The organism is Macrococcus sp. PK (assembly GCF_022501545.1).
Classification (GTDB): domain Bacteria; phylum Bacillota; class Bacilli; order Staphylococcales; family Staphylococcaceae; genus Macrococcoides; species Macrococcoides epidermidis.
Genome location: NZ_JAEPRF010000003.1, coordinates 79580 through 102381 on the forward strand (window position 1 = coordinate 79580; position 22802 = coordinate 102381).

Here is a 22802-nt window from a genome sequence, read left to right on the forward strand (position 1 = left end):
GATTGAGACTATTCTAATAAAGTCTCAATCATCTTTTCTGGTTTATCGATAAATGCCTTTGTAACGATATAATGTTCTGTTTCTCTGTAATCAATTCGTTCATATCCATCATCATTTAACTGAATAATATCAGCACCTGGATACGCCATAATAATTGGAGAATGCGTTGCGATAATAAACTGCGCACCACGCTTTACTAAATCATTGATCCTAACAATCATCGACATTTGACGCATCGGTGATAAAGCACTTTCAGGCTCGTCTAAAATATATAAACCTTTCGCTCGAAATCGATATTTAAGTAACGCTAGAAATGATTCACCGTGGGATTGATCATGCAAACTTTTACCACCATAACTGTTGAGCAGTCTACCGTCAATGGCATTAAGCCGCTCAATTTCAGTTGCCACATTATAAAATCCTTCTGCACGTAAAAAGAATGTATCGCTCGGTACACCCATCTTTCCAAGTCTTATTTCTTCATATAGTCCTGCATGTGAATGTTTCGTTGCAAAGTTAAAGTTCTTGCCTCCGCCTTCTGGATTTAACCCATAATTCACTGCAATCGCTTCTATTAAAGTTGATTTCCCTGTTCCATTTTCTCCGACGATGATAGTTACTGGATTGGTTAAATCAATACGTTCTAATTTTTTTATCGCAGGGATTTTCATATAGTAAGGTGTTGCTTCATGTGGCTTAAAATTTGATGCAATACTTTTGATAAACATCTTTTCACCTCATAAAAAATTCTGTTATATTAATAATATAGTAAAAAAAGTAATAATAAAAATTTATTGTCATTCGAGGTGCAAAGATGGTTCAATTGGTTCCATATGATGAGCAGTACAAAGAGAGATTAAGGCAATTCTATCAACCAGCTGAAGCTTTAAAGTATACACAATTACCAGAATATAGTATCGAAGAAATAAACGATAATGTACATGGTGTCGTGATTATTAATCGAAATCAGCCGATTGGTTTCTTCTTATTGCATCGTACTGATAGAAGATTTCAGTATACAGATGAAAAACAATCTTTACTGCTTACTAGTCTGATTATGGATCATTCATATAGCGGAAAAGGGCATGGTAAACATGCAATGCTGCAATTACCGTTTTACATTAGGAAACATTTTACACATGTCAAATCTATTGTTCTTGGTGTAAACCATGCCAATATCCCAGCACAAAAACTATATGAACGTGTTGACTTCGAAGATACAGGTCGTCGCATTGAGGGCGCTTTAGGTGAACAATATATTTATAGACTGGAAATATAAAAAGATTGAGACAAAATTTTGTCTCAATCTTTTTAGTTAAACCAGCTTCTGATTAGCTTTTCAACTTCAGCTGTTTCATCGATTAAATCTTTCATCATATCGATATCTGCTTTATCGCCGATTAAATTCGTTACAACTGGTGTATCTAACACGCGTTTTACCGCTTCACCAATCGTTTCTTCCTGCACATTATTTGTCGGTTCAGTCTGATCAGTAACAAAATCATTGTTCTGGAATTGTTGTTCTAGACGTGGTGCGTTGTTGTTGTTAAATGCATGAACAACTTCCATAATCGCTTTACGTAAGTCGTTATATTCTTTAACGTTCTTTAAATCATTCAGACGTTTTTTAACCATCTCGTTTTTCTCTAAATATTTAACGCCTTGTACGGCACCAACTGTTAATGCGCCGACTACTAAACCTCTTTTTACCCATTTATTCATTGTAATTCCTCCATTCAACATTATGTTTATTATAATGCATTTATAGATTTATTACATTTATAACGATTACTGCAGAGATAACATTTTATCTAATGCTTTTAAAGCATAGGTCGTCGTTTCATGATCTACTGTAATCTGGTTTTCGAAGTTATGTTCTATTATCTTATCGAGACACCATACAAGATGTGGTAAGTCGATACGATTCATCGTCAGACATGCACACATAAATGGATTAAGTGAGATGATTTCTTTATCTGGATTTTGCTTTATAATGCGATTAACTAAGTTCATTTCTGTACCGATTGCCCACTTAGAGCCAGGTGCTGCGTTCGTAATTTCTTCCAGGATTTTTCGTGTAGATCCTGCATCATCACTTTGCTGAACCACTTCAAAAGTACATTCAGGATGAACGATAATGCGCATATCCGGATGCTGCTTTCTTACTTGGGCAATATTTTGCACCGTAAATTTCTCATGCACTGAGCAATGCCCTTTCCATAAGATGATACGTAAGTCACTCATTTCACCATCATATTCAAGTTTATTTTGAATCGGATCATAGATTGCCATCTGTTCTAACGGAACACCTAAATCATATGCTGTGTTGCGTCCTAAATGCTGGTCTGGTAAGAAGAGTATGATTTCATCCTGCAGAAGTGCCCAACTCACTACTTTATGTGCGTTACCGCTTGTTAAACATGCTCCATCTTTCCTACCGACAAACGCTTTAATTGCTGCTGTAGAATTGACATAAGTCAGTGGTAGACAGTCGATATTAAATTCAGCTCTTAAATATGCGTCACAACGTTCCACCTGATGGATATTCGCCATATCTGCCATCGAACAACCTGCTCTTAAATCTGGTAACAATACAATCTGATCATCATTTGTCAGCATATCAGCAGTTTCTGCCATAAAGTGTACACCACAAAATGCGATAAACTTCGCTGTATTCGTCTTACAAATATTTGCAAGTTCTAACGAATCACCTACTGCATCAGCAAATTGTACGACTTCATCTTTTTGATAATGATGACAAGGAATAAATAAATCATCTCCAAGCAAACTTTTTACTTCTTTCACCCTTGCTTCAAGCGCCTCTTTCGACATTTGTAAATACTGTTCAGGGATTTGTCCTGACTTTAATAAATCAATCATTGATATCCACCTTTCCTGAAATATCGAGTGCATTGGCACCATGAAATAACTTACCAACTGAAATATAATCGACACCTGCTTCGGCATACGCTTTGATCGTGTCGATATTAATGCCACCAGATGCTTCTGTAATAATATGATCTGGCACAAGATGAATATGCGCTTTAATAAATTCCGGCGTACAATTATCAAACATAATGATATCGGCCTGAGCTTTAATTGCTGCTTTAAGCATTTCTTCATCTTCTATCTCAATTTCAATCTTATCCATATGACCACGCAATGCATTTGCACTTTGCATTGCTGCTTCAATCGACCCCATAAATGCAATGTGATTATCCTTTAACATGATTCCGTCATTAAGATTTCTACGGTGATTGCTGGCACCTGCAATACGTACTGCATATTTTTCAAACATGCCAAGTCCCGGTGTTGTTTTACGTGTATCTGTCACTTGAGCTGACGTATGTGCTATTTTCTCCATATACCTTTTCGTTTCTGTCGTAATCCCGCTCATACGTTGAATCATATTTAATACAGTACGCTCTGCCTGTAATAGATGCTTTACTTTTCCAGAGATTTTAGCAATAACCTCACCCTTATGTAACGTATCCCCATCATGTTTGAAACAAACGACATCACACTTATCTAAAATATTAAACCCTCGTAAGATAACATCTTCACCACAAAAATAGCCATCTTCTTTAGCAATCAGTTGCATCGTGCCAGTTGTATTGTTATCAAAGATAGCTGATGATAGATCTCCATATGATAAATCTTCATCCATAAAATCACGTAACTTTTGTTCTAAGCGAATTAAATTCAACAGTTGTTCCTCCATTTAAATGTTTTACGATATTTGTTTTATCGCTGTCTGATATATCTTTATCCTTTATCACATGTGCACCAAGTGTTGAAGTTCGATTTATCGCACATTCTGCAATAAGGCGTGCAAATACTGTTAAAGTATCATTTGAATTAAGCGTGCTTAAGTATTTGTTTAAGCTGTCAGTATCCCTTACGATACCTACATACTTCATAAATGATTCATGATCAAAATCACTATTATATTGAATATTTACAGTAGAAAAAATTCTGCCTGGTGGGGTTAACGTTTTATTTATCAATGTGTCTCCCAGCAATTTCCCCATCGCAAGCCCTTCCAGCAGTGAGTTACTTGCAAGTCGATTCGCACCATGGAAACCAGTACATGCTGCTTCACCAATTACAAATAAGTTATCTACTGCTGTCGCACCATTTACATCTGCTGCTATACCACCCATCGTGTAATGTGCACCCGGTGCAACAGGAATGCGTTCCGATAAACCAAATTGCTCACACTGTGCATGAATGAATGGAAACTGCTGTGCAAAATTGCGTATGTTTGAAATGTCTAAATAAATGCGTTCTCCATTTTGTATGCGACTGAATATTTCGTAACTCGTAATATGCCGTGGTGACAGATCACGCTGCAAATACTTTGCCATAATTGCTTCACCATGTTCATTCACCAATACGCCACCAGCACCTCTTACTGCTTCAGAGACGAGACAGATTGCTTTATTATCAATCGTAAGCATCGTCGGATGAAACTGTATCATTTCAAGGTCACGTAATGTACACCCTGAAAGTAGTGCGAGCATTTGTGCATACACACCAGATACACTCGGGTTCGAGGCAGGTTGAAACATACCACTATATCCACCGGTGGCAAGTACAACAAATTGCCCCGGTAATATTTTATCATCTACTGAAATACCGCAAACCTTTCCATATACATCTTTATGTAATGCCGTTAAACGCCCATAAATCATTTCAACTTGTGGTTGAAGTTGCAAACGCATAAAAGCACAAAGAGATTGTCCTGTCTGATCATGATTCATATGAAAGATGCGAGGTACAGCATGCGCGCCCTCCATACCTAAATCAAACAATCCTGATTTTTGATCGAACTCGATACCTCTATTTATTAAATCCCGAACAACATGATTTCCCGTTTCAATCATCTTACGAATAACATCAATATCTCCGTAATTGCATCCAGCGGTATATGTGTCCTGCACATGACTTTCAATCGAACTTTCAAATAAAGATGACGCAATGCCACCTTGTGCCATAACACTCGAAGAAGCATTGTTCTCCATCACGACAGCAACTTTATAGTGTTTCGGAAGATATCTTAACAGGCTGAGTGCGCTAATACCACCACCGACAATAATTACATCATACATAAAAAACACCTTTACAATATATTTACATTAGTTTTACAATTATATTGTCACATAAACAATAAAATTACAAGAGGTAATTCGATGATAAATTTAGATTATGCTGCAACATCACCTATGTCAGCGAGTGCAATGCAACGTTACTTTGATACAAATCAAAAATTTTATTATAATTCTGAGAGTTTGCATAGTGGTGGCGATATGGTTAAAGATATCGTACACAACTGCGAGAATGCACTGAACGGATACTTTACAGATAACTTTACACTTGTAACGTCGACCAGTGGCTCTCATGCAAACGAAATGGCTTTAAACAATTATCTCTATCATGAATCAAATAAGACAATCATACTTACGTCTAAATTTGAACATCCATCTGTCTATGCAGCGTTACACGAACATGCTCGTTACGACATACACTACTTCCCAGAAGATGAAACTGGCATGATTGATCTAACTCTGACAGAACAATTTATACAGCAATATCATGAAACAATAGCATGTGTAAGCTGTGTTCATGTTAGTTCTGAAACAGGTTATATCTTTCCAATTGAGCAAATAGGAAAATTAACAAATCAATTTAATATTCCATTTCACATTGATGCAGTGCAATCAGCTGGTAAGTTAAGGATTCCAACGCAATATGTAACGTCACTTTCAATTAGCGGACATAAATTTTTCGGTCCAAAAGGGATTGGTGCCCTTCTAATTAGAGAAGAAGCATTGCGCATAACCAATCCGTTCTATCATCACGAACATCATATGAGAAACGGCACGGTGGATGTACCGTCACTTGTTGCGATGACACAAGCATTGATAGACTATAAACAATCAGACACGATACAACAATTCAATCACAAAATTATTACTACGCTCGATCCAGCATTATACGTACCGATGAAATTCGAACCACAGCTTAAAAATATTATTCCGATCCTTATCAATAAAACAGACGGACAATATATCATGCAGCAACTGTCACAACACAATATCTTAATCTCTACCGGAACTGCATGTGGGCATGGTACAATGCATTCAAGAGGCTTAGAAACATTGATTACAAAGCAAAGTTACTCGGTACATCAATATATTCGGGTATCACTTAGTACATTAACAACAGAAGAAGAAATCAATACTTTTTTAGAAGTCATCAATCAAATAACATAAAGGTGAAAGTCTATGCAAACAGAGGAAAGAAGACGACAAATTGCACAACTGATTAAAGAAAGTACAGCTGCTATACCAGGCGCTGCATTAGCGAAACAATTTAATGTTTCAAGGCAAATCATTGTTTCGGATATTGCAAAATTGCGTGAAGAAGAAATCGGCATTAAAGCGACAAAGAAAGGATATATCTTTGAAGCGACACCTCAAACAGGTGAGAAATATAAACGTACGATTACCGTAAAACATGACAATAGCAGAATGTTAGAAGAATTAACGATTATCGTTGAAAATGGCGCAATGATTGATAATGTATCCGTCAATCATCCAGTGTACGGTAAAATTACAGCGAACCTGATGCTCAATTCTGTAGAAGATTGTTATGAATTCTCAAATGATATGACCGAAGATAACGGCAGAATGCTTGCAGAACTCACATACGGTATACATGAACATGTAATCTCAGCTAAATCCGAAAAGATACTCGATAATGCAGAACGTGATTTATTAGCACATGGATTTATTTATGATTATGAGTAAACAGCACAAATAAGGCCAGGACAACGCGTCCTGGCCTTATTAATATTTTATATTGAATTAATGATATAAATTATGCTTCTTCAACTTCTTTATATTTTTGTCTTTTTGATAAGACAAATGTCACTATCATTGACACTGCAAAAGCGATAGCCATTGCAATAAAATAACTGGTCCATTGTCCCGTTTTAATAGAAATAAATCCTGGTAATCCTGCTGCACCTAAAGCCGTCGCTTTAACTTGCATTAAACCAATATATGCTGAACCAGCTGCTGAACCAATAATCGCACCGATAAATGGATATTTTAATTTTAAGTTTACACCAAACATCGCAGGTTCTGTAATGCCTAATAACGCTGAGATACCAGCAGCAGATGCGATACCTTTTAATTTTTCATTTTTCGTGATGAATAATACCGCTAATGTTGCTGCACCTTGTGCTATGTTACTCATTGCAGCGATTGGGAAGATAAATGATCCACCAGTTTTCGCAGCATCTGCAATTAACTGCGTTTCAACTGCGATAAATGAATGGTGCATACCTGTAATAACGATTGGTGCATAGAAGAATCCGAAAATCATCGCTCCAACAAATCCACCAGTTTCATATAACCAAGTTAAACCATCTGTTAAATAAGTACCTGCTGTACGTGTTAACGGTCCAACGAATAGAAATGTTAAGAATCCAGTAACAAATAAAGAAATTAATGGTGTTGTTAAGTTATCTAACCAAGATGGTGTTACTTTACGTAAGTTCTTTTCGATTGTCGCTAATATCCAACTCGCCACTAAAATCGGTAAAACCTGACCTTGATAACCAACACTTTCAATATGCAATCCAAAGATATCCCAGAAAGGTATATCTTTACCTGCAGCAATAAATTTAGGATATTCATACGCATTTAATAACCCAGGGTGGACAAGAATCATACCAAGTGCTGCACCCAAGTATGGATTACCACCGAAACGTTTAACAGCACTAAAACCAATTAAGATAGGTAAGAATACGAATGGCGCATTTGCAAGCAAGTTAATTAGGTCTGCTAATCCTTGTAAATTAGGATATGCTTCAATTAATGTTTTACCTTCGATAAATAATCCTTTTCCTGTAAATAAGTTATTAATCCCCATCAATAAACCACCAGCTACGATTGCTGGAATAATTGGCACAAAAATATCTGAAAGCATCTTAACAAATTGTTGTAATGGGTTCATCTTCTTCGTAGATTTAGACGCTACTTCTGATTTCGTTGCAGCATCCATACCGGTCATCTTGCTCATTTCGTTAAATACAGTATTGACTGTACCTGCTCCGATAATAATTTGGTACTGACCACCTGTTGAGAAAGTACCTTTTACCGCATCCATATTGTCTAATGCTTTCTGGTCTACGATACTCTCATCTTTTAAAGCTAAACGTAAACGCGTTGAACAGTGTGCCATTGCATCGATATTTTCTTTGCCACCGATAGCAGCTAGAATATCTTTTGAAACTTGATTGTAATCCATTCCATTTCCTCCTTTGGAACCGGTTCCATTTTGGTGTAAAAAAATATGTCCGTGAACTATGTGCTTAATTTAAACTAATCTTACTCCCAAAATCACTTTCTGTCAACGCTTACATTTAATATTTTTATAAAAAAAAGCTTGAGACCACCTGTCTCAAGCTTCTCATCATTTATAGTACTAATAAAAATGGATTTTCAATATATTTGATTAAAGTAGCTAAGAAGTTTGCACCGTCTGCACCATCAATAATTTGATGGTCGATTGTTAAGCTGAGCGGTATGATTTTCGTTTCTTTCACTTCACCATCAACTAATTTTAATTCATTTTGCACTGATCCTACACCTAAAATACCTACTTCAGGTGCATTTAGCACTGGTGTGAAATATTCAATACCAGATGTCCCGATATTTGTAATCGTAAACGTACCGCCACTCATCTTCTCATTCTCTAAACTACCGTTTCTTGCTGCGTCAGATAGTTCTAAGATTTGCACTGCAATGTCACCGATAGATTTACTACCTGCATCATGAATTACCGGTACCATCAATCCATCGTCAAGCGAAGTTGCTATTCCGATATTCACATCATCATGTTTCGTTAAAATGCCTTCATCATAAGTACTGTTCATTTTTTCATCTTCTTTTAATGCCAATGCAACAGCTTTAGTAATCAATGCCGTAACAGTTACTTTAATATCTAGTTCGCTATTACTAACTTCAGCTTTAAGTTTTTTATTAAATTTAAATAGTTTATCTGCATTTGCTTTTTGATGTAATGTTAATTGTGCTGTCGTTTGTAAGCTGTTCATCATGTTCGCAGCTATCGCACTACGCATTGGGCTTAAGTTTTTCGGTGTAATAGATTTCTCGGCAACGGCATGAACTTCAGCTGGAGCTGCTTGCTCAGTCTGCGCTTTAGCTGGTGCATTTTCAACATCACGCTTTGTGATACGTCCGTTACCACCCGTACCTTTAATTTGTGAATAATCTATACCTTTTTCTTGTGCTATTTTCTTAGCAAGCGGTGTGATAAATATTCTCTTATCAGATTGTTGAGGTTGCTCAGTTGGATGACCCTCTTCTTCAATTGCATTTTCATTAATTTCCTTATCGTGAGTACGCTCAAAGCTATCTGATTTCTCTGCAGCATCTTTAATTGCTTGACGTTCATCAGTGGGTTCACCAGATTCACTTAGTGCTTCATCGTCTCCTGACGGCTTGTTATCGCTCTCTTCACCTTCTGCACCAACAAGTCCTATTTGCTCACCAACTTTCGCAACACCTCCTGCTTCAACAGTGATTTCAAGTAGTTGTCCATCATCCGGAGATTCAACATCCATCGTTAATTTCTCAGAAGCAATCATACATAATGCTTCGCCTTTCTTAACAGCATCACCTACAGATTTGTACCATTCATCTATTGTACCTTCTGTCATGGTCATTCCTAGCTTCGGCATATCAACTCTTTTACTCATTTAACTTCACCTCGCATTATTTTAAATCATCAATAATTTCTGCTGCTTCTTTAAGCACTCTATCTTTATTTGGAATGTATAGTTTCTCAAGGTTCTCAGCAAAAGGAACAGGTGTATGTGGTGCCGTAATAACTTTAACAGGTCCATCTAAATAATCAAATGCTTTGTCACCAACAACAGCTGCAATTGAATGACCTGTAGAACTTTGTGGATTTGCTTCGTCTATTACAATTAATCGATTTGTTTTCTCTACAGAATTCAATATTGTCTCCTGATCCCACGGTGCTACTGTTACTAAATCAATAACCTCAACTGAAACATCTTGGCCTTCTAATTCATCCGCTACTTCAAGTGCTACATGTACCATTTTACCAATCGCAACGATTGAAAGGTCTGTACCTTCTCTTACAATTTTTGCTTTGCCTATTTCAACAGTATAATACTCTTCTGGTACTTCACCTTTCATACCATATAATGTTTTATCTTCAGAAAATACAACTAAGTTATCATCTTCAACTGCGGCAAGTAATAATCCTTTTGCATCATATGGGTTGGATGGTACAACTACTTTTATACCTGGAATTGCTCCGAACATACCATATAATGATTGACTGTGCTGAGCGGCCGCTGAAGCACCTGCGCCATGCACGGTACGCATCGTCATAGGAATTTTTGCTTTACCACCAAACATGTAACGCATTTTTGAACCTTGGTTAAGTAATGCGTCTAGTGCATATCCAATGAAATCGTTGAACATTAATTCAACAATCGGTCTAAGTCCGGTTGCCGCGGCACCTACACCCGCACCAACATAGTTTTGTTCGGCGATTGGTGTATCAATAACACGTTCACGACCATATTTACCTACAATACCTTTCGTTAAGCCGAACACGCCGCCCCACGCTTCATCTCCATCTAAATGCTCAATTGTATTACCACCAGCAACGTCTTCTCCCATTAAAATAACTGTTTCATCTTTCTCCATTGCCTGGTCGATTCCTTCAGTAACTGCTTGCATAAATGTGAGTTCTCTTGTCATGATTATTCCTCCTTAATCTGCATAGACATCTTCAAGTAATGAAGATTCATCTGGTAGTGGACTATTCTCTGCGAATTTAACCGCTTCTTCAACTAATGCTTTAGCATCATCTTCAATTTTTTTCGCTTCTTCTTCTGTCATCCAGCCTTCTTTTAATGCACGCTCTTTAAAGATGACAATAGGATCTAAATCACGTAGTTCATCTTTATCTGATTTATAACTTTGCGCATCTCCTTCAAAGTGACCATAGTTACGATAAGTCTTACATTCAATTAATGTCGGCCCTTCTCCAGCTTTTGCGCGTTTCACTGCTTCAATCATCACTTCGTTGACTGCAACAACATCTTTACCATCAACATGGTGACCTGGCATATTATATGCTGAGGCACGTTCTGCAACAGTATCTGACGCTGAGGCATAGCTATGTGGTGTCGCCTCACCATATCCATTGTTTTCACAAATAAAGATTACAGGTAAATTTAGAATTGAGGCAAAGTTCAATCCTTCGTGGAAAGTACCTTCATTTGATGCACCATCACCGAAGAAACATACTGCCACTGCATCTTGTTTCAATGTTTTTATAGATAAACCCGCACCATTTGCAAGTGGGAATCCGGCACCAACGATACCGTTGGCACCTAGTATACCTTTTTCAACTTCAGCAATATGCATTGAACCGCCTTTCCCTTTATTTAATCCATCTTTACGTCCATAAATCTCAGCCATCATACCTAAAATATCACAATCTTTAGCAATAGCATGTCCATGTCCGCGGTGTGTACTTGTGATATAGTCAGCATCATTTAGTTCTGCACAAGCTCCTACTGCTATTGCTTCTTCTCCTGCATATAAATGTACAAAACCTGGAATCGTACCAGTCAAGAATATTCTATGCACTTCATCCTCAAACTCACGAATTTCATTCATTTTTCGATAAATCCATAGTGCTTTTTCCTTTTCCATTGTTTATTCCTCCCTTTTTTATGGCTGATGAATACTTAATCCAAAGAAATCTTCAGCACTTTCTCCTATTGATTCTGAAACTGTTGGATGTGCAAAAATTTGATGTGCTAATTCGTCCATTGTACCTTCGGCATTTTTTACAGCTAAGATAGTACTTATTAGTTCTGTTGCATGTGCACCACAAATAACTGCACCGAGAATTTCACCGTATTTCTTTTCACTGATTACTTTTACAAATCCCGTAGAATCTCCATATGAAATTGCTTTACCGTTGCCAGCGAGGTTATAAGTTGAAACTTTTATATCATAATCTTTTTTTGCCTGTTCTTCACTTAAGCCAAATGAAGCGATTTCAGGTGTTGTATACACACAACGTGGCACTTTAGTCTGGTCTAACTTGTGATGGTTATTATTAGCTATATAATCAGCGGCAATTAATCCTTCGTGACTTGCAGCATGTGCAAGTTGATAACCTGGAATAATGTCACCAATGGCATAAATGTGTTTTTGTGAAGTTTGCATATAGTCATTTACTTCAATAAATTTTTTATTTTCACTAAGCTCTAAACCCAATTGCTCTGCAAGTTCTAAATTTGTTTTGCGTCCAGTGGCTATAAGTATTTTTTCAAACGGTATTGTTTCATTACCAACTGTAATTTCGTCTTTTTCTATTTTGGAGATTTTTGCTTTAGTAATTATGGTAATACCTTCTTGTTTTAAATGTTTTTCTACTAATTTACGTGCTGATTGATCTTCCGTCATCAAAATATCATCAGCAACCTCAACAAGTGTTACCTTTGCTCCAAGTGGTGCGAACGCTTGTGCCATTTCTACTCCAATTACACCTCCACCAATGATAACGAGTGACTTAGGTAAAGTTTTCCACGTAAAAATAGTGTCTGTCGTATCATATTGAATACTATTTAATCCTTCGATTGGAGGGATAAAAGGCTGAGATCCTGTTGCCAAAATAATATTTTCTGCCGAAACTTTATTTTCAGCGTATTTAATATCATGATCTTTGATTTCTGTTACGAATTCATTTATCACTTTAACACCATTCTTCTTAAGCAAATATCCAACACCATTTACTAATTGTTTCACTACATCTTCTTTATAACTTTTTACTTTGGAGTAATCCACTTTCACTTCATTAGTTATAATCCCAAACTTTTCCGCTTCTTTAATTGTGGACATAACCTCTGAAATCCTCAGCATTGCTTTAGAAGGAATACATCCCATATTTAAGCAAGTTCCTCCTAAATTTTTTCCTTCAAACAAAATGACCTTCTTATTAAATTGAGCTAATCTAATCGCCGTTACATAACCACCTGGACCTCCGCCAATGATGGCGACATCATAATTATATTTCAACCTTATCACCTCTTTCTTATTTCACAACTTTATTTTAAACCTAATTGTAAACGTTTACAATTAATTTATCAGAATATTTTGTAACTATTTTGTGACGAAATAAAATATCAAAAAGAGAACATTTATTAAGTAGCCATTCACTATATTTAAATAATAGATTAATTCTTTATATATTTTTATATTTTGGTTTGTATTATTTCTCAATATAAATAATAAATTAATAAAAATATTTTTGAAATTATATTTCAATTTTCGTGTCTATACCAAAATGTTTTTTTAATATTATCCAACGTGAGGGAAAGCAAATAATTAAAATGTGTGATATTCCTTACAAAAATATCTATTGGCAAAAAAATTGCACCGTTCAAATAATGAACGGTGCATTTTCTATATATTTATTCTTCTTTAAATTTCAATCCTTGCTCTTCCATTACTCCTTTTAAGATACGAATGGCTTTTGGGCCAAATCCATGTAAAGCTAATAACTCTGCTTCACTATATTTCGTAACGTCTTCTAATGTCTTCACATTGATACTACCAAGTGCACGCAATGCTGGTTTGCTGATCTTTGGTAGTTCCATTTTATTCACCTGTTTCAGCAAAGTGTTTGATACGTGTTCCAATTTCATCACGTACTCGCTGAAATACTGACCAGTCTTGTCCAGCAGGATCTTCAAATCCCCAATGCTCAGTACGTACATGTGGTGGTATAACCGGACATACATCTTTTGCATGATCACATAATGTTACAACTAAGTCTGCATTATTTAAGATGTCTTTATCAATTACATCAGAAGTATTGTTTGAAATATCAATACCTACTTCTTTCATTGCTTCAATCGCTTTTGGGTTTACTCCGTGTGATTCAATTCCCGCAGAATATACATTCCATTCTGGTAAATATTCTTTTCCGAAGCCTTCTGCCATCTGTGAACGGCAAGAATTTCCTGTACATAAGAAATAGATTGTTTTAGTCATAATTATTCTCCTTTTATCCAAATATTCTCATTGATATATAAAGTCCTACAAGCGTCGCAAACAATACGGGAATTGTAATGACGATGCCTGTTTTAAAATACGTTGCCCAAGAAATCTTTACACCTTTACCACTTAATACGTGTAACCAGAGTAACGTTGCAAGGCTTCCGATAGGCGTAATCTTAGGTCCTAAATCACATCCGATAACGTTAGCGTATACTAAAGCATCTTGAAGCACCCCTGATGCCTGGCTTTGTTTAATTGCAATTGAATCAATCAATACGGTAGGCATATTGTTCATAATAGATGAGAGTATTGCTGATAAGAAGCCCATACCTATAATTGAACCAAATAAATTCGTTTGTGTAATATTATCGATTACACCTGCGAGTAAACTTGTCAGTCCTACATTCTTTAGTCCATATACGACAACATACATGCCGATTGAGAAGAAGACGATTGCCCACGGTGCACCTTTAATTACTTTGCCTGTGTTCACAGCTGGACTTTGTCTTGCGAATATAATAAATATAAATGCAATGAGTGATGCAATAATACTTACCGGGAAGTTAATAAAATCACTCACTAAATATCCAATTAATAAGATTGCCAGTACAATCCACGACATCTTAAATAATTTCATATCTTTAATCGCTGACTTCGGTTGACGTAACGTATCCTTATCATATGTTGCTGGTATATTACGCTTAAAGTATAACCAGAGCACTGTGATACTTGCAATTAAACTGAATATGTTCGGTAGAAACATATGTTTCGCATATTCCATAAATGATAAATCAAAATAATCAGCTGATACGATGTTCACAAGGTTACTTACAACTAACGGTAAACTTGTTGTATCAGCGATAAATCCTGACGCAATAATAAAAGGAAAGACCATCTTTTCGTTGAAGTTTAAGTTACGCACCATCGCCAGCACGATCGGTGTAAGAATTAAAGCTGCACCATCATTTGCGAAAAATGCTGCAACGATGGCACCTAATATGCATACGTAAACAAACATTTTAAAGGTATTCCCTTTTGCTAGATGCGTCATATGCAATGCTGCCCATTCAAAGAAACCTATTTCATCTAGTATGAGCGAGATTAATATCACTGCGATAAATGTAAATGTCGCATTCCAAACGATGTTCGTTACATCAATGACATCGTTGAAATCCACAACACCAAAAATAAGTGCGAGTATGGCGCCACCTACAGCAGAATATCCAATTGAAAGATTCTTCGGCTGCCAGATGACCAATGTTAAAGTTATTAAGAATATTGCAATCGCAATGGCTGTTATCATAATGCTGCTACCTCATCTATATTGACATCATAAGGTTGTATCGCTACAAACGGCTGATGTGCTATTAGTTTATTGATTTGTTTACGTTCTTCCTGAATTTTACTATTAAACATATCGTGCGTATCTGCTTGTGTAGCGATTGTATTATTTACGACCCACATACGCTGATTGATACCGGCGCGTTCTAAATCTACTTTCAAACGCTCTGCTTCTTTAATAGGCGTAGGTTCAGCGAGTGTCACAATGACCATTTCAGTTAAATCGTTGTTCGTTATACTCGGCAATAATGATGATACTGAACTTGGTAATACATCTGTATTTCGTTCTATCTCTTTATGATAGCTTTGTGAAGCATCTAGCAATAATAATGTATGTCCAGTTGGCGCTGTATCAATTACAACAATATCATGTGATTTGTCTGCGATAAAATCACTAAAAGCTCTGAAAAACGCTATTTCTTGAGTACAAGGACTACGTAAGTCTTCTTTAATATAATCAATTTGATCTTGAGAAAGATGTTCTGCAGCAGCTAACACCTCTGCTTCATAGTCACTTAATGCCTCTACTTCATCAATATAATTCACTGTAATTTGGTCGTTTGATTCAGTATCATACCAAATATTTGCCGGGTCAGTAGTTGCCAATAAGACAAACTTATCCTGCCTAGCTAAGCGTTTCGCGATTATTTTAGCAATTGTTGTCTTACCTACACCACCTTTACCCATCGTAAAGATGAAACGTTTATTATCCTTGATCATTTTGTTAACGAGTTCATCTATTGAATGCCCTTTATCTAAAACAACACTTTCATGATTGTTGATTGAAGTGTCATCAGTGAACATTTGTTTCATCGCCTCAATCCCGAAAATATTAAACTGTTTCATAGGTACATAATAGGTCGGCACTTGAGTTAAAAAATCTTCAAATTGTTTTAGAACCGTTTGTTCTCTATTCGCTTTTTGACGCGCAAGATTACTCGTTGGATTTTCGATGACACCATTAATAATAACCATGTCATTCGTAATATTTAAATCGCGTAGTTCATCCATTGCACGCATTAGTTCCTGGATGCTGTGCTGATCACCACGAGCAACAAACATCATCGTTGTTAAACTGGCATCTTTCAATTTATTAACTGCTTCTAAGTATATTTTTTTGTTGTCCGATAAACCAGAAAGTTGACCAAGACACGATGCTTCATGCGTTGATGATTCAATAAATGAATACCATGCATCAGGCAGTTCGAGCATCCTTAACGTATGACCTGTCGGAGCTGTATCAAAGATAATGTGATCAAATTGTTCTGCATAATCTCTATTTGCCAGAAAGCCAGTAAACTCATTGAAAGCTGCAACTTCTACAGTACATGAACCACTTAGTTGTTCTTCCATGTTTTTTATCGCAAACTCCGGAAGAACTCCGATATATGGTTTGATGACAGATTGTTTGTATTTTTCAGCCGCTTCAATAGGTTCGAAGTTCGCTACATATAAATTTTGTAATGATGGCACTTGAGTTAATTCGCTCGTTAAGTCCATTTCGAATATATCCTGCAAATTACTCGCAGGGTCTGTGCTAACGAGTGCCACTCGCTTGCCTTGTTCACTTAAATGGACAGCAAGCGCACTCGAAATTGATGTTTTACCGACACCACCCTTACCCGTAAAGAATAAATATTTTGTTAAAGGTATAGCATCTGGATTAAATTTTTGCATGATACTTCACTCCTAACAGCAGTTACCCCCAGGGGCACAACAGTTATTTTGTAAATCATGAACTACGATAATATCTAATACTTCATCTGTTGTCATATAACTACCTGTTTTGACAACTTCGTCGTTAATCATCGTAATCGGCATAATCGCTTCACCTTTATCTTTGATTAATGTCATGATTGCTTCATGTCGCACAAAAGCATTCGGCGCGCTCGTTAAGTTGTAACGTAATACTTTAATTCCATTTTGTTTCATCTTTTCAATATCACCATTCACTCGAATCAGTTCCTGATCAGGAGATGGGCCACATACACCTGAAGAACAACACATCGCTGGTTCAAATAATTTAATTTCTACCATAATTAACACTCCTCATTTGTTTTGCACACACAATTTTGATGTGGTACAAAAATTTGATTTTGTAAATTGACGATTTGTTCGATGACTTCTAAGTTGTTAGCGTACATCACGTTCGTACCCTCTTTCCAACTCGTTACGATACCGCTTTGTTTCAATTGTTTCATATGATGCGATAACGTCGGTTGCGAGAATTCAAAATGCTCTAAAATATCACATGCACATAACGGACCACAGCTCAGTAAATCCACAATTTCCAGACGATTCTTATCTGATAATACTTTCAACAACTTAGCCAAATATTCATAATCCATCGTTTCACCTCTTTATATAGATGATTGTCTATATTCCACTTATAGTATACATTGAATATAGATGATCGTCTATATTTAAATTAAAAATAAAGAAGACTGCATTTTTTACAGTCTTCAGTCTATAAATCCCAATTCTTTTGCCATCTTCCATGCAAGTACTCTGTTATCTGCTCCGAGTTTTTCTAAAATAATGCTCGTATAATTACGGACGGTGCCATCACTCAAAAATAACTTTTGACTGATTTCTTTACTCGTCAATCCTTCTCCTATTAACTTTAATATCTCCTGCTCCTTATCAGTTAATGGATTTTTAGTGAGCATTAAAGGCAGAAGTTCTGGACTATACTCTTTTTTCCCCTGCATGACAGAATGAATCGTCTCTGTAAGTTCATCTACTGAGCGTTCTTTTAATACATATGCGTCCACATCTAAATTTACAGCACGTCCAAAATAACCAGGACGTTTAAATGTTGTGACTATAATAACTTTTACATCTAACTTGTGTTCTCGAATATATGCAAGCACTTCTAATCCGCTCTTTTCAGGCATTTCAATATCAAGCAATGCAATATCAAATGAGTCATCAATAGCATTGATTGCTTCTGCGCCGTTCGACACACTTACAATTTCATCAAACGTACCACTAATCACCAACAGTTTCTTCATTGCTTCACGTAACATACTTTGGTCTTCTGCATGTAGTAATTTCATGACTTCACCTCTACTGTGACATATACGCCAAGTCCTGGATTTAAGCTTTTCGTTTTCACGATACCATCCATTGCCTGCGCTCGCGCTTCGATACTTTTTAAACTCATACCATTTGATAATCCTTTACCATTATCACTCAATGATAAATTTAATATGTTATCAACTTGATCAATAAGAAGTTGAACTTTCGTTGCCTCACTATGTTTGATAACATTATTAATCAGTTCTTTAATCAGCATACTAATTTCATGCTGCTGAATTTCATTAACAGACTCGTAATGAACCTTTCTCTCAATTTCAATATTTGCATCATTCAATATTTTCTCAACTTGTGTTACTTCATCCTCAATTGTAGTCGATTTAATATCTTCAATGATTGACCTTACTTTATATAATGATTCCTGTGATAGTGAATGAATTTCCTGTAACTCCTCTTTCGCCATATCAGGATATTTATCGATCAATTTCACCGCAAGTTCAGATTTGACAGCAAGCGTACTAAATACCTGCCCGAGTGAGTCATGTAAATCCTGAGAAATACGATTACGTTCAATTTGTGTAGAAAGCAACGCAAGCTTTTCATTCTTAATGTTCATCTCATATTGCTTGCGTGATTGCTCTGCGAAGTAATCCATAGAGAACATCATCATGATAATGAATAATACATGCGGTGATAAGTCGATGCCATATGAAGGACTTTGAATAAATAATACAGCGTAATTTAACAACAAAGTAATCAGCGTTATTCTACCGTATAAAGAATTTATATTCTTTCCTAAGGCATAAGGAACATATGAAATCGGAAATAGATAGAATAAAATATTACCAGGATTACAAAAATGAATAAATATCGTGATACTTAATATCACAATACAAAACGCAATGAATATCTTTTTATTCTTATTACTATTCATCATGTAGATGACTGATATTAAATACAGAACAATAAATAATAGCTTCATCAATTTCCATTCAAGTGATGCTGTTTGCAACATACTCGTTATAGGAAAAATTAAAAATATCAATGATGTGCCGTATTGCATCAAATTGATGTGTTTCCATTTCAATTAAATCACTTCCGATCTCCTTCTCATCCATACACTTATCATTATAAAGATGACAGCATAGATAAGTAAAATCCCAATCGATTCCCATGGATAACTTTCTTCAAATTGTCCTGCTGCGATATTTTTAAAGTTATACGTTGGTGTTAGTTTCGCGATTGGTTGTAACCATTCTGGGAATGTCACGACTGGAAACCATAAACCACCCAACATTGCTAAACCAAGATATAAAATATTACCGAGTGTACTGACTTTTTGCGCATCTTTAAATTGAGATAATAGAATACCAAGTGTTAAGAAGATAGTTCCGCCAAACAGTAATCCAAAGAAACTGATGATCCATTCTAGTGCGCTCATATTCACGTCTTTTACAAAATGGCCAACTAAAAATACAATGACAATTGAAATCATAAACATGATGACAATCTTTATGACCTTACATAAATAATAAATGATAGGGTTCAATGGCGTTCTAAATAATGAACGGCTCCACCCATTATTCTTATCGTTAATCATTTCAACTGGGAAAGTGAATATCGCAAAACTTGTTAAACTAAACGTCGTCATTGAAAGCATATAATCACGGATATAAAATGTCATTTGCTCAGGCTTTGGCGTCTTCATTAAAGCAGCAAACACTAAAAAGAATACAACAGGTAGCAAGACTGACATGATAAACACACTTTTACGCTGGCTCATATCAATCATCTCGTACTTTAACATCGCTTTAAACTGTTTCATGACGTTCCTCCTCCACAACTTTAAATACTCGGTCAAGCAATGACTCATTCGTAATTTCTACATGTTCGAAACTAATATGATGATTCAACAATACTTGAACCACAGCATCAACTTTTGCTGTGTGAATGATAATGTATTCACCGTCGACTTTTGTAGATGAAATATCCTTTAAATCCATTGTTTCCGCTTCATATTTCCTAGGTAATACAATTTGTTTCTGCGTTGATTCCTCACGCAGTGCACGAGGTGTTGAATCACGTACTATTTCTCCTTGATGCAGTACGACAATACGGTCAGATAAACTTTCAACTTCCTCTATATAATGTGAAGTAAAAAAAATTGTCTTACCTTCTACCTTCAGTTCTTTAATTAATTCATAAAAACGTTTACGTGTAGAAGTATCCATACCAACAGTAGGTTCATCTAGAATGATAAATTCAGGACGCCCCATCAAAGTCAACGCAACATCTAAAATACGTTTTTGACCGCCAGAAACTTTATCCGCTTCAGTGTTTAGCACCGTATCGTCAAATTGGGTGATTGTTTTGATTTCTCCAATCGTTAAAGCGTTTGGATATAAGTTTTGGAAAAACTCAATAATCTGTTTCACTTTCATGTTCGGAGTAAAATAAGTATGTTGATATAAAACACTCGACTTATAATGATCCAATATCAAAGCCTGACCCTCAATATTACCTGAAGTCATTTTTTTATTACCTAACATACAATCAATCAATGTTGATTTCCCAGCACCATTAGGACCTACAAGCGCTACTGCATCACCTTTGTTAATCGTTAAGTTTATATCTTTTAGAATATGTTTCTTACCAATATCTTTATTTAAGTTTGTAATTGTAATCATGGGAATCACCCTCCTTACCTTTATTAAACAGAAATGTAGTTAAGAAGATAATTCACATACGTCATGAGATTAATATGACATTTGTCATAAAGGGAAAGGATGAGTTTACTCATGTTATTTGCCGGTATTTTCGATTTACCGGCAATCATTTTCGAATTTCGCCCATTTTTATGATTTCATTGCCGGTATTTTGTCGGCCAATATTTTAAGATTCGGTTGCTTTCCAACAAAATTTGGCCGATAAACTCAATTTATCGGCCAATTTTTGCTCATATATTCAAATTCACTACAATATTGGCCGATAAAAAAAATCCCCCCCCATTCGGAGAAGGAAAACTTGTAACTATAATGCATTAATCATCCAAGTCACACCAAATGGATCCTTAAAATGACCATAAAGTTTAGACCATTCTGTTTGTCCTAAAGGCATTTCTTCTTTACAACCCGCTGCAATAGCTTTGTTGTAAAATTCAGTTGCAGCTTTAATCTCTTCTTCATTGTTGCCATCAAATGTGAAGCAAACTGAAGTCCCTTCATTACTCACTTCTTTTTGACCCCAAGTATCACTCACCATAAAACGTTCGGCGAAAATCTCAAACTCGGCATTCATTACGAATTGCTTTGCAACGTCATCAGGCATTTTGAATTCGTCTGGCATGTCTTTGAACATTTCGTCATCACCTAAAGTTTTGCTAATAATCTTTGCGCCTAAATGTTGTTCGTAAAAATCTAGCACCTCTAAAGTATTGTGGAAAATGAAATACGGCACTGCTTTAATCATATTGCCATCCCCTTTTATTTAAATTTTGCACAACTCAAAATACACTTTAAGTATACCAGGATACATAGAATATATAAAATGTGATGTTAATTATTATTTCTATCTATGTAAAGAACTTCTCCATTAATATACTCAACATTATCACCATCAAATAACACGGCTTCATTATCTCGAATACAATATGTATTCATTCTAGTTCCATTTAAAACATGATCATAATATTCATCTTTATAGTGACAAGTAATTGCACAATCAATTAAACCCAAAGGTTTCGTATCACGCGCCTCTTCAAAATACGAAACGTCTTTTCCAAGTGATATACCACCGCCACTTTGTCCATAAATTACTTTTTCTTTCTCATACCAAGCAATTAATTCTACTATGCCTGCAGATCTGATTTCACCAACTAACTTTGAAATAGAACCACCACTGATATAAATTGCTTCATATTGATTAAGCATTTCTAGGGAGATGTTATTCAAATTTGTACACAAATCAACTTTACGAATTCCTATACTATTAAACATATCTTTAACATAGGCATAGCTGTCTTGGTAACTCCTAATTGATTCATCACCCGCATTTGGGATGTATAGAACCGCTCCATTATTAATTAAATCAGCAAAATACTGATTCACAACAACATTGCTTTCTTTTGATCCACCACCGGAAACAAGTACAACCAAGCTATCACCTCTTAATTCATTTCTTATTATTTTATCACAATTAACTATCTTAACCATTCTAACCCATGTAATGCGCTACTTTTCTTTCGCTAATTAGAACAATATCGTATAAGAT

The 22802-nt window shown here is 35.8% G+C and carries 25 protein-coding genes; 3 read left to right on the plus strand and 22 right to left on the minus strand.

Annotated elements, in window-relative coordinates:
- Positions 1 to 8: 8 nt before the first annotated feature.
- The gene (locus tag JJJ02_RS03120; RefSeq protein ID WP_099578748.1) at positions 9 to 728 is read right to left on the minus strand and encodes an AAA family ATPase; all 720 of its coding nucleotides are present in this window, start codon (positions 726 to 728) and stop codon (positions 9 to 11) included.
- A gap of 86 nt (positions 729 to 814) precedes the next feature.
- Here JJJ02_RS03120 and JJJ02_RS03125 point away from each other — a divergent pair, with 86 nt between their 5' ends.
- Positions 815 to 1279 (plus strand): GNAT family N-acetyltransferase, encoded by a 465-nt coding sequence (locus JJJ02_RS03125; RefSeq protein WP_111717362.1) that lies wholly within the window; start codon positions 815 to 817, stop codon positions 1277 to 1279.
- A gap of 32 nt (positions 1280 to 1311) precedes the next feature.
- On the opposite strand, the gene JJJ02_RS03130 is transcribed toward JJJ02_RS03125, so the two are convergent.
- The 4 genes from JJJ02_RS03130 to JJJ02_RS03145 form a co-directional block, all read right to left on the minus strand.
- Entirely contained in the window at positions 1312 to 1722 is a 411-nt protein-coding gene (locus tag JJJ02_RS03130; protein ID WP_111717361.1) for a hypothetical protein, read from the minus strand.
- Between the two features lie 66 nt (positions 1723 to 1788).
- Positions 1789 to 2880 (minus strand): quinolinate synthase NadA, encoded by a 1092-nt coding sequence (gene nadA, locus JJJ02_RS03135; RefSeq protein ID WP_396614715.1) that lies wholly within the window; start codon positions 2878 to 2880, stop codon positions 1789 to 1791.
- Positions 2873 to 3706 carry a carboxylating nicotinate-nucleotide diphosphorylase gene (nadC, locus tag JJJ02_RS03140; protein WP_239241942.1) on the minus strand — a complete coding sequence of 278 codons (834 nt, stop codon included), beginning with the start codon at positions 3704 to 3706 and terminating at the stop codon, positions 2873 to 2875. Before nadC ends, nadA begins: the two co-directional genes overlap by 8 nt.
- Positions 3672 to 5111 (minus strand): L-aspartate oxidase, encoded by a 1440-nt coding sequence (locus JJJ02_RS03145; protein WP_239241943.1) that lies wholly within the window; start codon positions 5109 to 5111, stop codon positions 3672 to 3674. The genes nadC and JJJ02_RS03145 overlap by 35 nt, the downstream gene beginning before the upstream one ends.
- 81 nt (positions 5112 to 5192) lie before the next feature.
- On the opposite strand from JJJ02_RS03145, the gene JJJ02_RS03150 reads away from it, so the two are divergent.
- Positions 5193 to 6275 carry a cysteine desulfurase family protein gene (locus JJJ02_RS03150; RefSeq protein WP_239241944.1) on the plus strand — a complete coding sequence of 361 codons (1083 nt, stop codon included), beginning with the start codon at positions 5193 to 5195 and terminating at the stop codon, positions 6273 to 6275.
- A 12-nt stretch (positions 6276 to 6287) separates the two neighbouring features.
- The gene (locus JJJ02_RS03155; protein WP_099578762.1) at positions 6288 to 6812 is read left to right on the plus strand and encodes a transcription repressor NadR; all 525 of its coding nucleotides are present in this window, start codon (positions 6288 to 6290) and stop codon (positions 6810 to 6812) included.
- A gap of 70 nt (positions 6813 to 6882) precedes the next feature.
- Here JJJ02_RS03155 and JJJ02_RS03160 read toward each other — a convergent pair whose 3' ends face one another.
- The 17 genes from JJJ02_RS03160 to JJJ02_RS03240 form a co-directional block, all read right to left on the minus strand.
- Positions 6883 to 8319 carry a sucrose-specific PTS transporter subunit IIBC gene (locus JJJ02_RS03160; protein WP_239241945.1) on the minus strand — a complete coding sequence of 479 codons (1437 nt, stop codon included), beginning with the start codon at positions 8317 to 8319 and terminating at the stop codon, positions 6883 to 6885.
- A gap of 169 nt (positions 8320 to 8488) precedes the next feature.
- Positions 8489 to 9793, minus strand: a complete 1305-nt coding sequence (locus tag JJJ02_RS03165) for a dihydrolipoamide acetyltransferase family protein (RefSeq protein WP_240837314.1) — start codon at positions 9791 to 9793, stop codon at positions 8489 to 8491.
- A gap of 16 nt (positions 9794 to 9809) precedes the next feature.
- Positions 9810 to 10832 carry an alpha-ketoacid dehydrogenase subunit beta gene (locus JJJ02_RS03170; protein ID WP_111717350.1) on the minus strand — a complete coding sequence of 341 codons (1023 nt, stop codon included), beginning with the start codon at positions 10830 to 10832 and terminating at the stop codon, positions 9810 to 9812.
- Positions 10833 to 10844: 12 nt separating this feature from the next.
- Entirely contained in the window at positions 10845 to 11795 is a 951-nt protein-coding gene (locus tag JJJ02_RS03175) for a thiamine pyrophosphate-dependent dehydrogenase E1 component subunit alpha (protein WP_240837317.1), read from the minus strand.
- 18 nt (positions 11796 to 11813) lie between these two features.
- A complete protein-coding gene (lpdA, locus tag JJJ02_RS03180) occupies positions 11814 to 13169 on the minus strand; it encodes a dihydrolipoyl dehydrogenase (protein WP_240837319.1) in 1356 nt (451 codons plus the stop codon).
- A gap of 395 nt (positions 13170 to 13564) precedes the next feature.
- Positions 13565 to 13750, minus strand: a complete 186-nt coding sequence (locus JJJ02_RS03185) for a helix-hairpin-helix domain-containing protein (protein ID WP_240837321.1) — start codon at positions 13748 to 13750, stop codon at positions 13565 to 13567.
- 1 nt (position 13751) lies between these two features.
- Complete coding sequence (gene arsC / locus JJJ02_RS03190; RefSeq protein ID WP_255724773.1) at positions 13752 to 14147, minus strand: arsenate reductase (thioredoxin); 396 nt, start codon at positions 14145 to 14147, stop codon at positions 13752 to 13754.
- 13 nt (positions 14148 to 14160) lie between these two features.
- Complete coding sequence (locus tag JJJ02_RS03195; RefSeq protein ID WP_308192406.1) at positions 14161 to 15453, minus strand: arsenic transporter; 1293 nt, start codon at positions 15451 to 15453, stop codon at positions 14161 to 14163.
- Entirely contained in the window at positions 15453 to 17171 is a 1719-nt protein-coding gene (arsA, locus tag JJJ02_RS03200; RefSeq protein ID WP_239241949.1) for an arsenical pump-driving ATPase, read from the minus strand. The genes JJJ02_RS03195 and arsA overlap by 1 nt, the downstream gene beginning before the upstream one ends.
- A gap of 12 nt (positions 17172 to 17183) precedes the next feature.
- A complete protein-coding gene (gene arsD, locus JJJ02_RS03205) occupies positions 17184 to 17531 on the minus strand; it encodes an arsenite efflux transporter metallochaperone ArsD (RefSeq protein ID WP_239241950.1) in 348 nt (115 codons plus the stop codon).
- A gap of 2 nt (positions 17532 to 17533) precedes the next feature.
- The gene (locus tag JJJ02_RS03210; protein ID WP_096077374.1) at positions 17534 to 17842 is read right to left on the minus strand and encodes an ArsR/SmtB family transcription factor; all 309 of its coding nucleotides are present in this window, start codon (positions 17840 to 17842) and stop codon (positions 17534 to 17536) included.
- A gap of 114 nt (positions 17843 to 17956) precedes the next feature.
- A complete protein-coding gene (locus tag JJJ02_RS03215; RefSeq protein ID WP_111717339.1) occupies positions 17957 to 18553 on the minus strand; it encodes a response regulator transcription factor in 597 nt (198 codons plus the stop codon).
- A complete protein-coding gene (locus JJJ02_RS03220) occupies positions 18550 to 19620 on the minus strand; it encodes a sensor histidine kinase (RefSeq protein ID WP_239241951.1) in 1071 nt (356 codons plus the stop codon). Before JJJ02_RS03220 ends, JJJ02_RS03215 begins: the two co-directional genes overlap by 4 nt.
- The gene (locus JJJ02_RS03225; RefSeq protein WP_239241952.1) at positions 19621 to 20358 is read right to left on the minus strand and encodes an ABC transporter permease; all 738 of its coding nucleotides are present in this window, start codon (positions 20356 to 20358) and stop codon (positions 19621 to 19623) included.
- The gene (locus tag JJJ02_RS03230; protein WP_239241953.1) at positions 20345 to 21220 is read right to left on the minus strand and encodes an ABC transporter ATP-binding protein; all 876 of its coding nucleotides are present in this window, start codon (positions 21218 to 21220) and stop codon (positions 20345 to 20347) included. Before JJJ02_RS03230 ends, JJJ02_RS03225 begins: the two co-directional genes overlap by 14 nt.
- Before the next feature lie 343 nt (positions 21221 to 21563).
- Complete coding sequence (locus tag JJJ02_RS03235) at positions 21564 to 22001, minus strand: VOC family protein (protein WP_239241954.1); 438 nt, start codon at positions 21999 to 22001, stop codon at positions 21564 to 21566.
- A gap of 86 nt (positions 22002 to 22087) precedes the next feature.
- Positions 22088 to 22744: a Type 1 glutamine amidotransferase-like domain-containing protein gene (locus JJJ02_RS03240; RefSeq protein ID WP_239241955.1), complete on the minus strand. Its 657-nt coding sequence runs from the start codon at positions 22742 to 22744 to the stop codon at positions 22088 to 22090.
- Between the last annotated feature and the right edge of the window lie 58 nt (positions 22745 to 22802).

What these genes read in the sequence shown, in the direction of transcription:
- JJJ02_RS03215 (WP_111717339.1), bottom strand. Translation starts at nt 18,553, where the DNA reads ATGAAATTACTACATGCAGAAGACCAAAGTATGTTACGTGAAGCAATG.
- JJJ02_RS03185 (WP_240837321.1), bottom strand. Translation starts at nt 13,750, where the DNA reads ATGGAACTACCAAAGATCAGCAAACCAGCATTGCGTGCACTTGGTAGT.
- JJJ02_RS03150 (WP_239241944.1), top strand. Translation starts at nt 5,193, where the DNA reads ATGATAAATTTAGATTATGCTGCAACATCACCTATGTCAGCGAGTGCA.
- arsD (WP_239241950.1), bottom strand. Translation starts at nt 17,531, where the DNA reads ATGGTAGAAATTAAATTATTTGAACCAGCGATGTGTTGTTCTTCAGGT.
- arsA (WP_239241949.1), bottom strand. Translation starts at nt 17,171, where the DNA reads ATGCAAAAATTTAATCCAGATGCTATACCTTTAACAAAATATTTATTC.
- JJJ02_RS03165 (WP_240837314.1), bottom strand. Translation starts at nt 9,793, where the DNA reads ATGAGTAAAAGAGTTGATATGCCGAAGCTAGGAATGACCATGACAGAA.
- JJJ02_RS03130 (WP_111717361.1), bottom strand. Translation starts at nt 1,722, where the DNA reads ATGAATAAATGGGTAAAAAGAGGTTTAGTAGTCGGCGCATTAACAGTT.
- JJJ02_RS03230 (WP_239241953.1), bottom strand. Translation starts at nt 21,220, where the DNA reads ATGATTACAATTACAAACTTAAATAAAGATATTGGTAAGAAACATATT.
- JJJ02_RS03145 (WP_239241943.1), bottom strand. Translation starts at nt 5,111, where the DNA reads ATGTATGATGTAATTATTGTCGGTGGTGGTATTAGCGCACTCAGCCTG.
- nadA (WP_396614715.1), bottom strand. Translation starts at nt 2,880, where the DNA reads ATGATTGATTTATTAAAGTCAGGACAAATCCCTGAACAGTATTTACAA.
- JJJ02_RS03225 (WP_239241952.1), bottom strand. Translation starts at nt 20,358, where the DNA reads ATGAAACAGTTTAAAGCGATGTTAAAGTACGAGATGATTGATATGAGC.
- JJJ02_RS03170 (WP_111717350.1), bottom strand. Translation starts at nt 10,832, where the DNA reads ATGACAAGAGAACTCACATTTATGCAAGCAGTTACTGAAGGAATCGAC.
- JJJ02_RS03155 (WP_099578762.1), top strand. Translation starts at nt 6,288, where the DNA reads ATGCAAACAGAGGAAAGAAGACGACAAATTGCACAACTGATTAAAGAA.
- JJJ02_RS03210 (WP_096077374.1), bottom strand. Translation starts at nt 17,842, where the DNA reads ATGGATTATGAATATTTGGCTAAGTTGTTGAAAGTATTATCAGATAAG.
- JJJ02_RS03240 (WP_239241955.1), bottom strand. Translation starts at nt 22,744, where the DNA reads ATGGTTAAGATAGTTAATTGTGATAAAATAATAAGAAATGAATTAAGA.
- JJJ02_RS03235 (WP_239241954.1), bottom strand. Translation starts at nt 22,001, where the DNA reads ATGATTAAAGCAGTGCCGTATTTCATTTTCCACAATACTTTAGAGGTG.
- JJJ02_RS03125 (WP_111717362.1), top strand. Translation starts at nt 815, where the DNA reads ATGGTTCAATTGGTTCCATATGATGAGCAGTACAAAGAGAGATTAAGG.
- arsC (WP_255724773.1), bottom strand. Translation starts at nt 14,147, where the DNA reads ATGACTAAAACAATCTATTTCTTATGTACAGGAAATTCTTGCCGTTCA.
- JJJ02_RS03120 (WP_099578748.1), bottom strand. Translation starts at nt 728, where the DNA reads ATGTTTATCAAAAGTATTGCATCAAATTTTAAGCCACATGAAGCAACA.
- JJJ02_RS03175 (WP_240837317.1), bottom strand. Translation starts at nt 11,795, where the DNA reads ATGGAAAAGGAAAAAGCACTATGGATTTATCGAAAAATGAATGAAATT.
- JJJ02_RS03160 (WP_239241945.1), bottom strand. Translation starts at nt 8,319, where the DNA reads ATGGATTACAATCAAGTTTCAAAAGATATTCTAGCTGCTATCGGTGGC.